The organism is Prevotella sp. RM4 (genome assembly GCF_000701965.1).
GTDB classification, from domain to species: domain Bacteria; phylum Bacteroidota; class Bacteroidia; order Bacteroidales; family Bacteroidaceae; genus Prevotella; species Prevotella ruminicola.
The window spans coordinates 319,839-333,910 of record NZ_JNKG01000009.1; the positions used below are offsets into that span (position 1 = coordinate 319,839).

Sequence of the window (14,072 nt, forward strand, 5' to 3'; positions counted from 1 at the left end):
ATCGCCTGCAAAGGTACATCTATTTTTTGAAATACGTGCACGAAAAGGGATAATTTTTACTAAATCCCTTATTTATGCTTACTGTAGTATTGACGGAACTGGTCGTACTCATCGCACTTGGTAATGTACGCTGGTTTGTTGGTCATAATCTCAACCATATTGTACAGATTCTGGAAGGCGCGGAACTGCCACGATTCGCGGTTATACTGCCTGATATAGTCGGCTGCCTGCTCGTTCCATTCATTGCTGGTCCACAGCTTGGCACCTGGTGTGGCGTTATAGAGTTCCTGCCAGCCCATGGCAAACATAGCCTTCAACTTCAGGTTCTTATCCTTTGTCATGGTTGTCTTCTGCAACAGCTCCGCAGCTTTAGCGCCAAAGTCAATCTCGTTTACACGTACCGAGTCGTAGATGTTCTTCGAGCTGCGGAGCAGCCACCAGCAGTCGCCCTTCAAACTGGCTTGGGCATAGCGTACGGCCAGGTTGTAATAACGCTGGTCGAGAGCTTTGTCTTGCAATAGGTTCAGCGAACTTTCCATGGTCTGCATCTCCTTACAGAATTCGAGTTTGATGTTTTTGTTCCACTTCTGCTCGCGCTTGTAGGCATTGCTGCTATCAAGCCACTGGCGTGTTAGCCAAGGTTCAACATCGTACTTGCGTGCTGTAGAATAATAAAGGTATTCCTGACTGTGGTGATAGTTAAAGTATGTCAGGGGCAGTTTGCTGAGCCACTCGATGGCTTTGTCCCATTTGGCTAAGCGCATGTACTTGGTGCCGATGAGCTCGATGTACGATGAATCGTTGATCTGGAACTGGCGCTGCAGGAACTGGTCGAAGGGCTTGTCGCCTGGTGCCTTGGTGTAATAGAAAAACTTCTCCAGGTCGGCCACAGGCATGGTCTCCATACGCTCGATGTAATCGGTGTTGTTGGTGATAATCATCAGCGCCAACTGCTGCTCGGGTTTGTTCTGATAGTGGGGCACGATAGCCTGATACGAGATTCGTCGCAATGCACTGTCAAAGAATCCGTCGGCTGTTTGCTGTTTAGACTGCAGCCATGTCAGCTCTTCGGTAAAATACGTGTCAAAACTGTCGCTGGGTTTAGCTGTGGCGGTAGTCATGAAGAATTTCAACACGCGGGCATTATCCTTCATACGCTGGGTACCTTCCATTTGCATGGCGGTGTTGATGTCTTTCAGGGCTTCCTGTTTCTTGCCTGCCAGGTATTCGAGCCAGGCCTTCGCACTCTGCCACATAATGGGTGTTTCGGTTTTACCTTCGCGTACCACTTTCTGACAGAACTGCTGCATCTGAGCCGACTCCTGCTGGTTGATGTCGCGGATAAAGAGCTTACCGCCCAAAGCTCCTTCGGTCTTGGCATCTTCAGCTTCCTGAGCATTGTTTACAAAGTCCTGCAACAGGAATGGCAGCACCTTGGCATTGGGGTTCTGCTGGTATTGCTGACTGATGGCCTGGAACGAGCGTTTCTTATAATAGATGGTCATCAAACTCTCGTAGTCGTCCATCTCGGCAAACATCTCGCCAGCTTCGGCTGTGCGACCGCTCTTATACAGGGCACCGGCATAGATGTTCTTCATCATATCCTTATATACGGTCTCGATGAACTTGCTGGCTGTTTGCTCCCAGAAGTTAATGTTGTCCTGATGGCGACCCAATATCATGTTGCAGCGCATATAGAGTAAGGCATGCTGCGAGCGCAGTTTGGTCTTGGTTTTGCCAATGGCATAGGTGCGTACCGTTTGCAGGTCGCGTTTCTGGGCGTTTATGTCCTGAGGAGTGGGGTAGTTCCACTCGTATTGCTTGCGCTGTTCAATATCTACGCAGTTCAGGTATTTCTTCAGGTTCTGTAGGTAGCTCACCATCAGGACATCGCCTTTCTTTCGGGCGGCCTTGATGGCATCGTCGGCATTAAACCAGAAGTACTCCTCGGTAGATCCGAGATAGGCTTTCCAGTTGTCGTTGCAGATACGCTCCACACGGTTCTTAAAGTTCTTCTGCTCGTACATGCTGAACAGATAGGAGTTGGTGGTGTCCCACCACAAGCATGCCATCATGGGCATGGCGAGTACACATAAAAGGCTAATGATGATAAATCTCTTCATAGGTCTCGGTCTTATATCTGTTAATGTTATCTGTTTCCAAATGATAGGTAATGACAGCCTTGCTTAGGCTGGGGCGCTCTTTTTCTAAGGCTTTCTTTACTTTCAATATCTCGGCCGCCTCAACGGTATGCTCTATCCTTACGTTCTGTATGTTGCGTATCCATTGGTAAACGGGGTAGGCTGCAGCAAGGGGTAACTGATACTGGGCCAGCTTGTTAAGGTATGGATACACATCGCGATAGTCGAGAATGGGATTTCGTTCCTGCCACTTACGTGGATCGCCCGTGTTGTAAACCATCAGCACACCATAATCCACAGGCGGCACGGGCATTGATAGCTGGTGCAGTCGGATGGTAGTTGACAATTGATAGTGGATAGTTGACAGTTGTGATTTGATGGTTTCGAGGAACTGATAGTACGTGGCGCGACTTTTTGAGGTGTAATCGCAGTCAATCTGTATCTCGTGAACGTTGCCGATGTGGTTGGTCTCGTTCATCTGCATAATGCGTTTCACCAGTTTTTCGGCCAGGTCCTTGTGGGGCTTGTGCATACAGTCCTCGGTAATATAAACGATGGGTATGAGCTCGATGCCGGCTGGTAATGTATCAGTAAAAGCGATGGTGGCATTGGGCTTGGGCTCAGTGCCATCATCGCTCATCACTACATCAAAATATCTGCAATATACCTTATTAATATGGTGTTGCTTTAAGAAGGCACGCTCGGTAGAATCGAGATGCAAGTCGGTGCGCCAGTAGTACACACCATTACTCTGCTCAAGGCTCTCGTCTTGATATCTCTGCTTTCCGCAACTAATCATTAGTAGCCCCAGCAGAATAGCCCACAGCGTGCAACCTTTAAAGTTCAAAGCCTAAACTTCAATGATCAATGTCTTACAGCAGTTCGGGCAGTTGATAGAGCTTTGTGCTGTTTGAACCCTTGATAAGAATGTAATGGCCTGTTGGCTGTTCGGCAGCGATGGCGGCTTTTACCTCCTCTACATCCTTAAACTTACGGAAGTCGCACTGGGTGTCCTCGAACTCTTCGCCTACCAACCATACAGTCTTGATATCCGATGTTTTCAGGTAGTCAACCACATGCTGGTGCTCCTCGGCCGATACCTCGCCGAGTTCACGCATGGCACCAAGGATGGCCATCTTGTTGTCGGCCTGCATAATCTTGAAGTTCTCGAGGGCAGCCTGCATTGATGAGGGGTTGGCATTATAGGCATCTACTATCAGATGGTTCTTCTCGGTAACGGTCATCTGACTGCGGTTGTTGGATGGCTCGTAGGCTTCGAGGGCGGCTACAATCTTTTTACGATCTACACCAAAGTTGATACCTACGGCGATGGCTGCCAACAGGTTGTCGATGTTGTACGATCCAATCAGCTTGGTCTGTACCTTGTGCCACTTGGTGCTGCGACCTTCTTCTTCGAGTACCATCAAAGGCTCGCGCCAACGGAACTTCAGGAATGGGTTGCACTCCAATACCTCGCCGCTGATGCACGAGTACTGGTTGTCGGGATCGGTAGAGTAGGGTGATAACCACATCTCCTCGTCGTCGCTAATCTGATCTATCAGGTGCTCGTTGTCGGCATTGATAAAGATAAGGCTGTCCTCGCGACTGCGCAGGAAATCGTAAAGTTCGCATTTTGTTTTAATCACACCTTCGAACGAGCCGAAGCCCTGCAAGTGGGCACGACCAACGTTGGTAATCAGTCCGCAAGTAGGTTCAGCGGTCTCAGCCAGCGTCTTGATGTCGCCAGGGTGACTGGCACCCATCTCAATCACGGCTATTTCGTGCTCCTTGTTCAAACGGAACAGCGTCTTGGGTACACCTACATCATTGTTAAAGTTGCCCTGGGTGTAGAGCACATTGTATTTCTGTGAGAGCACAGCGGCAATAAGCTCCTTGGTGGTGGTCTTGCCGTTGGTGCCTGTGATACCGATTACGGGGATATCGAACTGGCGGCGATGCTCGCGGGCCAGGTCCTTGAAAGTCTGCAGACAGTTGTCAACCTTGATGATGCGGGGATCGTTGGCCACGTCTTCATCTACGATGGCATAAGCACAGCCTTTTTCGAGTGCCTGCAAGGCGAACTTATTACCATTAAACGACTCACCTTTCAGTGCCAGAAAGATGCTTCCTTCGGGGCAGTCACGACTATCGGTTGTGATGCACGGATGCTGCTCATACAGCTTGTATAGTTCCTTAATATCCATAAACTTCGTTATTTTTGGTGCAAAGATAGTGAAAATTCTTAATTCAGGATTCTTAATCCAAAAAAAATGTGTATCTTTGTGGGCGATATGAACGAAACGATTCAAATTCGAGGCAAATTAGTGGATCTCAGCACCCCGCAGGTGATGGGAATCCTGAACGTTACGCCCGACTCTTTTTATGCAGGGAGCCGAGTGCAGACTGAGGCTGAAATTGTGCAGCGTTGTCATCAGATTATCGATGAAGGTGCCAGCATGATTGACGTGGGTGGCTATTCTACCCGTCCTGGTGGCACCGAGGTGTCGGAGGCCGAGGAGATGGAGCGCCTGCGTTTTGGCTTGAAGATTATCCGTCGTGAGTTGCCCGATGCCATTATTTCGGTAGATACGTTCCGTCCCGATGTGGCCCATATGACGGTTGAGGAGTTTGGTGCAGATATCATTAACGATGTGAGCGAAGGCAACGAGACCATGTACCGGTTAGTGTCGCGCTTACGCGTACCTTATATATTAATGTCGCAGCAGCCCACGCTGAAAAGCATGCTGATGTCGTTTGCCCGACAGGTACAGCAGTTGCGTGATTGTGGTGCTTGCGATATCATTCTTGATCCTGGTTTTGGTTTCGGTAAGACGCTGGAGCAGAATTACGAGATTATGAACCAGATGGAGCGTCTGCACGTGATGGAACTGCCCCTGTTGGTAGGCATCTCGCGTAAGTCGATGATTTTTAAACTCTTGGGTACTACGCCTATGGAGTCGCTCAATGGTACTACGGTGCTTAACACCATCTCGCTCATGAAGGGGGCTCACATCCTCCGAGTGCACGATGTACGTCAGGCCGTAGAATGCGTAAAAATGGTGCAATCGTTAAATAGTCAAATCGCAAAATAAACATGTTCTTCGAGTTTGGCATAAAGGACTTCATCGACATCCTGCTTGTAGCTATGATACTTTACTACATCTACAGGCTGATGCGCGAATCGCGTTCGCTTAACGTGTTCATAGGCATTCTGATGTTTGTGATTACGTGGCTGTTCGTGTCGCAGGTGGTCGAGATGAAGTTGCTTGGCTCGATACTTGATAAGCTGGTGAGTGTGGGTGTTATCGCGCTCATCGTACTTTTCCAGGACGAAATCCGTAAGTTCCTTTATAACGTAGGTGCCCACCGTCGTATGCGGGCATTTGCCAAACTATTTACATCAAGGGATGTGGGCGAAGATGATAAGAAGGCACTTAAGGAGATTATCATGCCTATTGTGATGGCATCGATGAATATGAGTCGTGGCAAGGTAGGTGCGCTCATCGTGATAGAGCGTGCGATGCCACTCGACGAGATAGCTGTGACCGGCGATCAGATCGACTCCAATATCAATCAGCGACTCATCGAGAACATCTTCTTTAAGAACTCACCCTTGCACGATGGTGCCATGATCGTATCCAAGAAACGTATCAAGGCCGCAGGTTGTATCCTGCCGGTAAGTCACGATATGGATATCCCAAAGGAGTTGGGTTTGCGACACCGTGCTGCCATGGGCGTATCGCAAGAGAGCGATGCTGTGGCCATCGTTGTATCCGAGGAAACGGGTGGTATCTCTGTCGCTGTTAAAGGCGAGTTCCATCTGCGTCTCTCGGCCGAGGAACTGGAGAGTATCCTCACCAAAGAATTAGAACAATAAAGAATTCATATATATAACATTTTAAAACAAATCAAAGTTATGGATCTATTAAGTTCAATTGTAGCGCGTGCTAAAAGTGATAAGCAGCGCATTGTGCTCCCTGAGGCAGAAGAGGAGCGTACACTCTGTGCAGCCGATAAGGCTCTGGCCGACGACCTCGCCGACATCATCCTGATTGGTAACCCTGCTAAGGTTGAGGCTCTGGCTAAGGAGAAGGGACTCACCAACATTGGTAAGGCAACATTGATCGACCCTGAAAACTACGACAAGAGCGAAGAGCTTGCTGAGAAGCTGGCTGAGATTCGCAAGAGCAAGGGTATGACTATCGAGGAGGCTCGTAAGCTCATTAAGAATCCTCTGTACCTGGGTTGTATGATTATCAAGACAGAAGGTGCCGATGGTCAGATTTCTGGTGCACTCTCTACTACTGGCGATACACTGCGTCCTGCCCTGCAGATTATCAAGTGCCAGCCTGGTATCACCTGTGTAAGTGGTGGTTTGCTGCTCATCTCTAAGCAGAAGCAGTATGGCGAGGATGGCGTATTGGTAGTTGGCGACGTAGCTGTTACCCCAATGCCAGATGCTGCTCAGCTCTCACAGATTGCTGTCTGCACCGCTCAGACTGCTAAGAGCGTGGCTGGTTTTGCTGAGCCACGTGTGGCTATGCTCAGCTTCTCTACTAAGGGCTCAGCTAAGCACGAGGTAGTAGATAAGGTAGTTGAGGCTACTCGTTTGGCTAAGGAACTCGATCCAGCACTCAAGATTGATGGTGAGTTGCAGGCCGATGCCGCTCTGGTTCCATCAGTAGGTGCTAAGAAGGCTCCTGGTTCTGATATCGCTGGTAAGGCTAACGTACTGGTATTCCCTAACCTCGAGGTAGGTAACATTGGTTATAAGATGGTTCAGCGCCTGGGCGATGCTATCGCTATCGGTCCTATCCTGCAGGGTATCGCACGTCCTGTAAACGACCTGTCGCGTGGTTGCTCTGTTGATGACATCTACTACATGATTGCTATCACAGCTTGTCAGGCAATGGATGCCAAGAAGTAATACATTAAACATTCTTGCTTAGGCAAGCGTACTAAAGAAACGATTAAAAGATTAAACATTAAATATGAAGATTCTTGTATTGAATTGTGGCTCTTCATCTATCAAGTACGCCCTGTACAACATGGACGATAAGAGCGTGATGACCAGTGGTGGTGCTGAGCGTGTAGGCTTAGACAATGCCTTTGTAAAGGTGAAGCTGGCCAATGGCGAGAAGAAGCAGATTATGCACGATATCCCCGAGCATACCGAGGGTGTTAAGTTTATCTTCTCTCTGCTTACCGATCCCGAAATCGGTGTGATCAAAGATCTGAAGGAGATCGACGCTGTAGGTCACCGTATGGTGCATGGCGGCGAGAAATTCAATAAGTCAGTTATCCTCACCGACGAGGTTCTGAAGGCTTTCGAGGAGTGCTCTGATCTGGCTCCCCTGCACAACCCTGCTAACCTGAAGGGTGTTAATGCTGTTAAGGAGCTGATGCCAGGTCTGCCTCAGGTTGGTGTGTTCGACACCGCCTTCCATCAGACCATGCCTGCTAAGGCTTATATGTACGCTATCCCTTACGAGCTGTACGAGAAGTACGGTGTGCGTCGCTATGGTTTCCACGGCACCTCTCACCGTTACGTATCAGCTCGTGCTTGCGAGTTCCTGGGTATCAAGGCCGAGGGTACTAAGATGATTACCTGCCATATCGGTAATGGTGGTTCTATCGCTGCTGTTCTGGATGGCAAGTGTATTGATACCTCAATGGGTCTTACCCCACTCGAGGGTCTGGTAATGGGTACTCGTGCTGGTGATATCGACGGTGGTGCTGTTACCTTCATCGAGAAGAAACTCGGTCTCGACGCTGATGGTATGAGCGACCTGCTCAACAAGAAGAGTGGTGTAGCTGGTATCACTGGTGGCTCGAGCGATATGCGCGACGTAGAGAACGCTGCTAAGGCTGGTGAGCCAAAGGCTGTACTGGCTCAGCAGATGTATTTCTATCGTATTAAGAAGTATATCGGTGCTTATGCTGCTGCCATGGGTGGTGTTGATGTGATTGTGTTCACCGCTGGTGTTGGCGAGAACCAGATTTCTATGCGTTCTGAGGTTTGCAAGGGCCTGGAGTTCCTGGGTGTGAAGTTCGACGACGAGAAGAACAACGTTCGTGGCGAAGAGGCTATTATCTCTGCCGATGACTCAAAGGTGAAGGTTGTTGTCATCCCAACCGACGAGGAGCTGATGATTGCTACCGACACTATGAATCTGCTGAAGTAATTTAGCTTATAATAATATGACAATCCCCGCCCAACAGGCGGGGATTGTTGTTTAAAAGGCATAGCCTACGCTGACGTAGGGGTATGGAAATATGGCCCAGATGGGGGTAACTCCCAGTCGTAGTGTTAGGCCACGCTTAGGTTGTAATCTGATACCAGCATTCAGGAATGGAATAAAACCGATACGATTTTTTATTTCCTCTGGGTGATCAGGGGCAGTCGCAAAATTTCTTGTATGATAGTAGCCAACCGTGCTACCGCCTCCCAGCTCAAATTTCAATACTTTGCTACCGAAGAGGTAGTTTAGTTCTAAAGGGACGGCCACACCATGCGTTTCTTGGTCTTGTCCTGGAAAAAGATGGGAATAGCTTAATCCAACTCGATAGCCAGTACCTTCGTTACCTTTAAATCGCGAGTCGTAGTTGATGCCATATCCTAAGTGTGCACCAAGAAACTCTGCAGAGATACTCCTGGCGGGCTTTTCGCTGGTTTGTGCGCTTACCATCAAAGAGAGGGTAAGTAGTGAGAGTAATAATAGTTTCTTCATTTTGGTGAGTTAAAGTCGAATCTGAGTCCCAACTGTAGATTGAAACTTGTAGGTTTATCTTTAAAATAATTATTGATAGTACTACCATTATCTATATAGTGCCGAATGCCAGGCTCGGCATACAAACTCAGCTGAGGGATGATATGGTAGGCCAATCCCAAACTGCCACCTATCGACCATTGCATGCGATCCTTGTCCATCACCTGATTCACCCCATCGGTATTCGATTCGGCCTTGATATTCCAGTCGGCTTGGGCGCCTGCAGTAAGATAAAGACTGATGCCATGCCATTGCAACAGGTGGGTCTGCAGGTTCAGGGGCACGCCTATGTAGTGGAGCTTCTGATGGCGCTGTATCTCATGGTTGGGCATCAGGGTGGTAAAGGTTGAATTCAACTTGGTATAAACCAAACCCGAACTGAGCGACAACCAGCTATTGAGTGGATATCCAACAGAAAGACCGAACGATATGGGCTGGTTGTGACTCTCTTGCTCTTCGTAATCTGCTAGAAAAGCACGCGTTGCAGCCACGCGATGCATCAACTGCGGGTTCATTATCACCGCATTCTTGTTGTTCATATCGTTGGTGTTACCCTGAGCAAACAGGCCCATGGTAAGGCGCCTCGGCTTTTGCTGATGATGCTTCGCATGAGAATATGCTTTAGGCTCTGCTGACAGTAGGGGATGTACCTGTGGGCTTGGTGTATCTTCCTTGGGCTTGTTAGCCGTTTCATCGGGCTGTGTGGCCTTCTCTGTAGGTTCAGGAACTTCGCTTTCTGTTTGCATAGCTGTTTCTGCTATCTGTGTAACTGCTTCTGCTGCTGTTACTACCTGAGCAACTAGTTTCTCTGGAGCCTTTACTGCTGCATCTGGGGTGATATCAGCTTGGGTGGCTACGGGCGCTTCTTCCTTATCGGCATGATTGGTAGCCTTAACCTGTGCCACTTGTGGCTGTACGGGCTCGTTGTTCCACATCAGATAGGCACCACCAAACAGCACACCGATGATAGCAGCTGCCATCATCCAACGACGCAGAGCTATGTGGCGCGTCTGACCTTTAGCCTGCTTATCGAGCGAAGCCTCAATGCCCTCCCACAAGTCGCGTGTTGGCTCCTGGTGGTAGTCCTTCAGGTGGTTGTTAAGCCTTTCGGCCCATTCTTCTTGCTTCATATCTCGTGTCGTTTGATGTAATCTGTTATCATTTGGGTGAGTATCTGTCGCGCTCTCGACAGCTGTGAGGAGGATGAACTCTCTTTGATACCTAACTTATTGGCTATTTCGCGATGCGAGCAATGCTCGAACACATACAGGTTTAGTACCATTCTGTAGCCTGTAGGTAGCTTGGCAATCATTGCCGTCAGTACATTGGGCGGTATCCGTTCTATCTCTGGCTCTTCGTCCTGTGTATCAGGGATGACATCGGTAAACGTCATGCGCTCATGATGTTTCACAAAATCAAAGGCCTTATTAGCAACAATCCTGCCTATCCAGCCTTTCAGCGAACCCTCACCTCGGTAATCGAACTTGCCGATAGAGGTAAGGATGGTCACAAAGCTGTCCTGCACCACGTCTTCCACGTCGCTCACTTCGGGTATATACCTTAGTCCGATTGACATGGCATAGCCCTTGTAGCGCTCGTAGAGTTGCCTCATGGCAGCACGATCGCCTTGGTTGATGGCTGATAGCAGTTGCTGTTCGTTCTCCACTTCTTTTTACTTAACTCTTTCGATACTGGTGAACTTGAGCTGCATCGTGGGATTGAGCGTTTGAATTTCCTTCTGCCCGTCGATGATGGTTTCTATCTGCGTTACTGTTAGTATGTTTGTGAACGATGCGCCACTACGATCAAGCAAAGCGGTAGATTCGGTAGGTGCTATCGTCAACACTACTGCCATCAGCGTGCCGTCATCCTTGGTTACAACAAATGGCAGGTATATGGTGCTATATGTTTCGCTGGGCATCATCTCCAGATAGAACGATAGATCTGATATGCCGATAATGCGATAAGGAACGGCGAGGGTCGACTCCAGGCAACTTCCGTTTCGATAGTCAATCAGGGTCTGCATCCAAAGCTCTTCTTCGGGTGTTGGTGTGTTGCCATAGGGTGCTTCAGCCGAAAGTTTGGCCACCTTTACCTCAGGCAGGAATTTCTCCATGATAGCTGCGTAAGGATAATCCGCGCAAGCTACGTAGTTTTCGCCTTTAAAGCCTAATACAGTACGTATATAAGTCTCGTTGCCTTTCACGTTGTCAACCATCCATACACCTTTGAAAGTGTAATCGAGGGATGGTTGGTCAGAAGGGTCGAGATGTGGGTCACCTGTTTCAAGCATATCGCTGCCAGGGCTGCATGATAGCAGCGTTACTAATACTATAAATAATGGAAATATTCGTTTCATATTTATATACGTTTTATTGCTTCTTTATCCATTAAACGATGAAGAAGGCCAAATACTGCATCAAGAAATGTTAAATTTTCACATCAAGAATCTCTTCCTCGGTTGAGAGGTTGAAATCGCCCGGGATGGTGTTCTTGAGGGCTGCGGCAGCTAACGAGTAATTCAACTGCTTCTGCATGTCGTTAGGGAACAGACTGATGGCATGCAGCCAACCACCCATAAAAGCATCGCCCACACCAACTGGCTCCACCACATCAGGGATATCCATGATAGGTGCCTGCAACAGTTTATTGTCGGTATAAAGCAGGGCTGTAAGGGTGTGATGGTTCGAACTTACGATATTGCGCATACCCATCATCCAGTGTTTTACTCGGGGGTAGGCAGCATGCAACTCGTCGAACCACTCTCCATACTCTTTCATCTGCATCTCGAAGTTAGAGTCGGTAGCCGTGAATGGTGGCTGTGGATGCTGCGACAGCCAGTCGAACTCGATGGCATCGCCAAACATCATATCGCAACGCGACAGCATGCGACTCAATGTCTTTCTAGGCTCAGCGCCCTCATACTTCCAAAGGTTCTTGCGGTAGTTGATATCGAAGCATACAGTAATCCCCAACTCATCGGCCACGTCGAGTGCCTCGAAGGTGGCATCAGCAGCCTGTTGCGAGATGGCTGCCGTGATACCCGATACATGGAAGTAGTTGCAATCCTTCAGTATCTCGCGCCAGGGAATCATGCCTGGTTTCAGATCGGAATAAGCCGAGCCATTACGGTCGTAAATCACCTTGGCAGCACGCATGCCGGCAGCAGGCTCAAAGTAATAGGTACCAATACGCTGTCCGCCATAAAGCACACGGCTGGTATCCACACCAAGCTCTGCTAAGCTCATGGCTCCTGCATGACCTACTGGCGTATCAGGCAGTCGGGTAATATAGGTTACATCTTCGCCCTGGGTAGCCAACGATACGGCCACATTAGCCTCGCTACCACCATACTTACTGGTAAACAGGTCGCCCTGAGTCAGTCGCAGTTGTCCGGGCTTCGAAAACCTGAGCAACAGCTCGCCAAACGTTACTATCTTCTTTCTGTTCATGTTGGTCATTATCTGATAACTTCGCTGCAAAGATACATATTTTAATTCAAAAAGACTTAATGTTACATTAATTTTTATATCTGTAAGATAATATAATATTTCATTTTGAAAAGATATGCAGAAAAGTATTACATTTGCACCCGTATTGAAAAGACTAAATGATGAAACTGTATCTGATCATATGGTTAATGTTGTGGGGTTCTGAGGTGTTTGCTCAGCGCAAACTGGTGGTGGCCAGTTTAGAGTCGAAAGCGCCGCAGCGTGATATCAAGGTTCGTGTTGATAATGGCGATGAGATTGTTACCCCATGGAATGGCGAGATTGAGGTGCCCGACAGCTTTAAGCGTATCACCCTGAGTCATCCCAAGTTCCAGCACCGTTATGTGCTGCACGATGAACTGAAGAACGATACCATTTACTTGATACCAACCTTGCATGCCATCGACGAGGTAGTGGTGTATGGAACCGACCGTAGCAAACAGATGATGGCCAACATCATGCGTCCTGCAATCCCTAAGGAAGTGCCACTGCCACAAGTGGTACCAGCTGGTCCCAATGTGTTAGCCATGTTAGGCTGGCTATTCGAAAAGACCGTGGCCCCAAAGATTGAGGCTAAACAGCGTAGAAAGAGGGCCCTGAAAGTAGTACGCCAGAAAGAGCAGGAGTATGAAGCCAAATGGGATGCCCTAAAGGCACCCCAGAAGTGACCACGATACTCTTTAACATATTTTGATGCAGTATTTTTACTTCTTAGTCGTTTAATGAGTAAAGAAGTTTTTTAAAAGCATTGAAATGAAACTAAAGACAATCTTGATAGCGATGGTATTCGCATCGGCTATCACAACAAAAGCTCAAGATGTAAACTGGCAGGCCCGGGTAGGTGGTGGTGTTACATGCCTGATGGGTGGTGTGTCTAATATCAACGAACGTACAGGTTTCCATGTTGGTGGTGGCGCTGATATTGTTTTGTCGAAAAACGGTGTATTTAGATTGCAACCAGAATTACGATTTGTGCGTAATGGCTGGCAGTTTGATGGATATTATGGTAGCGAGCAGATTATGAAGGCACATTTTAGTACGCGACTCGACTATCTGAAACTTCCAGTGACGGTTGCTGCCCGTTTGCGATTAGCCAATCAATGTTTCATTACTTTCAAAACTGGTGCTTATGTGGCTTACGGTCTACAAGCTAAAACCCGTATGCACATCCTGAATACGGATTATGAGGAAACCTTCAGCGAAAACCACTTTAGTGCCCCCTGCGATTTCCATGGTGCAGCTTATGATAAAGATAATCGCCGTACGGGATATCCTAAATTCAACCATTGGGACGTTGGGTGTATCGGTGGTGTCGACTTAACTTTCCATCATTTCATCATCGGTGCTGAAGTGTCGTATGGATTAAAGCGCATCAGCGAACCCGGATTTATCGGAAGTTCGCTTGCCAACATCACTACATTACTCCTAACCGGTGGTGGTCCCAAGAATATAAGCGCAGGTGTCTCTTTGGCGTATCAATTCTGATTTTTGATGTCATAACGTCATATCTGATGTAAACATCTGTAAGATAGTAAATTACAGATGATGATATTATATGATATTAAATTCTTTAACGTCATATTGGGGCTGTTATATGACATTGAGATAGGTTGTATAAAGTGTTTCATCTGGAGAAACACTTTGTTTCTCAGGGCGAAACACTTTGTTTC

Annotated in this window: 14 protein-coding genes; 6 read left to right on the forward strand and 8 right to left on the reverse strand. The window is 48.0% G+C overall.

Annotation, left to right across the window (positions count from 1 at the left end):
• Positions 1 to 68: 68 nt before the first annotated feature.
• The 3 genes from T499_RS0109365 to murF all read right to left on the reverse strand — a co-directional run bounded on the left by T499_RS0109365 (position 69) and on the right by murF (position 4,345).
• Positions 69 to 2,123 (reverse strand): hypothetical protein, encoded by a 2,055-nt coding sequence (locus T499_RS0109365; RefSeq protein ID WP_157054578.1) that lies wholly within the window; start codon positions 2,121 to 2,123, stop codon positions 69 to 71.
• On the reverse strand, positions 2,101 to 2,940 hold the full coding sequence (locus tag T499_RS0109370) for a hypothetical protein (RefSeq protein WP_052173590.1): 840 nt from the start codon (positions 2,938 to 2,940) through the stop codon (positions 2,101 to 2,103). The genes T499_RS0109365 and T499_RS0109370 overlap by 23 nt, the downstream gene beginning before the upstream one ends.
• A 73-nt stretch (positions 2,941 to 3,013) precedes the next feature.
• The gene (gene murF / locus T499_RS0109375; protein WP_033150753.1) at positions 3,014 to 4,345 is read right to left on the reverse strand and encodes a UDP-N-acetylmuramoyl-tripeptide--D-alanyl-D-alanine ligase; all 1,332 of its coding nucleotides are present in this window, start codon (positions 4,343 to 4,345) and stop codon (positions 3,014 to 3,016) included.
• An 87-nt stretch (positions 4,346 to 4,432) separates the two neighbouring features.
• Between murF and folP the strand changes: the two genes are divergently transcribed.
• The 4 genes from folP to T499_RS0109395 all read left to right on the forward strand — a co-directional run bounded on the left by folP (position 4,433) and on the right by T499_RS0109395 (position 8,326).
• Complete coding sequence (folP, locus tag T499_RS0109380; RefSeq protein ID WP_013064619.1) at positions 4,433 to 5,233, forward strand: dihydropteroate synthase; 801 nt, start codon at positions 4,433 to 4,435, stop codon at positions 5,231 to 5,233.
• A gap of 2 nt (positions 5,234 to 5,235) precedes the next feature.
• Positions 5,236 to 6,018 (forward strand): diadenylate cyclase CdaA, encoded by a 783-nt coding sequence (gene cdaA, locus T499_RS0109385; protein WP_013064034.1) that lies wholly within the window; start codon positions 5,236 to 5,238, stop codon positions 6,016 to 6,018.
• Positions 6,019 to 6,057: 39 nt separating this feature from the next.
• Complete coding sequence (gene pta, locus T499_RS0109390; protein ID WP_033150754.1) at positions 6,058 to 7,068, forward strand: phosphate acetyltransferase; 1,011 nt, start codon at positions 6,058 to 6,060, stop codon at positions 7,066 to 7,068.
• A 64-nt stretch (positions 7,069 to 7,132) separates the two neighbouring features.
• A complete protein-coding gene (locus tag T499_RS0109395; RefSeq protein ID WP_033150755.1) occupies positions 7,133 to 8,326 on the forward strand; it encodes an acetate kinase in 1,194 nt (397 codons plus the stop codon).
• 51 nt (positions 8,327 to 8,377) lie between these two features.
• Here T499_RS0109395 and T499_RS14225 read toward each other — a convergent pair whose 3' ends face one another.
• From T499_RS14225 to T499_RS0109420, 5 genes are all read right to left on the reverse strand, one after another.
• The gene (locus T499_RS14225; RefSeq protein WP_157054579.1) at positions 8,378 to 8,830 is read right to left on the reverse strand and encodes a hypothetical protein; all 453 of its coding nucleotides are present in this window, start codon (positions 8,828 to 8,830) and stop codon (positions 8,378 to 8,380) included.
• A 38-nt stretch (positions 8,831 to 8,868) separates the two neighbouring features.
• A complete protein-coding gene (locus T499_RS0109405; protein ID WP_033150756.1) occupies positions 8,869 to 10,041 on the reverse strand; it encodes a porin family protein in 1,173 nt (390 codons plus the stop codon).
• The gene (locus T499_RS0109410) at positions 10,038 to 10,577 is read right to left on the reverse strand and encodes an RNA polymerase sigma factor (protein ID WP_028906655.1); all 540 of its coding nucleotides are present in this window, start codon (positions 10,575 to 10,577) and stop codon (positions 10,038 to 10,040) included. Before T499_RS0109410 ends, T499_RS0109405 begins: the two co-directional genes overlap by 4 nt.
• A gap of 6 nt (positions 10,578 to 10,583) precedes the next feature.
• Positions 10,584 to 11,270 (reverse strand): hypothetical protein, encoded by a 687-nt coding sequence (locus T499_RS0109415; protein WP_157054580.1) that lies wholly within the window; start codon positions 11,268 to 11,270, stop codon positions 10,584 to 10,586.
• A gap of 70 nt (positions 11,271 to 11,340) precedes the next feature.
• Positions 11,341 to 12,363 carry a sugar kinase gene (locus tag T499_RS0109420; RefSeq protein ID WP_013064435.1) on the reverse strand — a complete coding sequence of 341 codons (1,023 nt, stop codon included), beginning with the start codon at positions 12,361 to 12,363 and terminating at the stop codon, positions 11,341 to 11,343.
• Positions 12,364 to 12,521: 158 nt separating this feature from the next.
• On the opposite strand from T499_RS0109420, the gene T499_RS0109425 reads away from it, so the two are divergent.
• Both T499_RS0109425 and T499_RS0109430 read left to right on the forward strand, forming a co-directional pair.
• Positions 12,522 to 13,070: a hypothetical protein gene (locus tag T499_RS0109425; RefSeq protein ID WP_033150758.1), complete on the forward strand. Its 549-nt coding sequence runs from the start codon at positions 12,522 to 12,524 to the stop codon at positions 13,068 to 13,070.
• A gap of 85 nt (positions 13,071 to 13,155) precedes the next feature.
• Entirely contained in the window at positions 13,156 to 13,887 is a 732-nt protein-coding gene (locus T499_RS0109430; protein ID WP_084163054.1) for a porin family protein, read from the forward strand.
• Positions 13,888 to 14,072 lie beyond the last annotated feature (185 nt).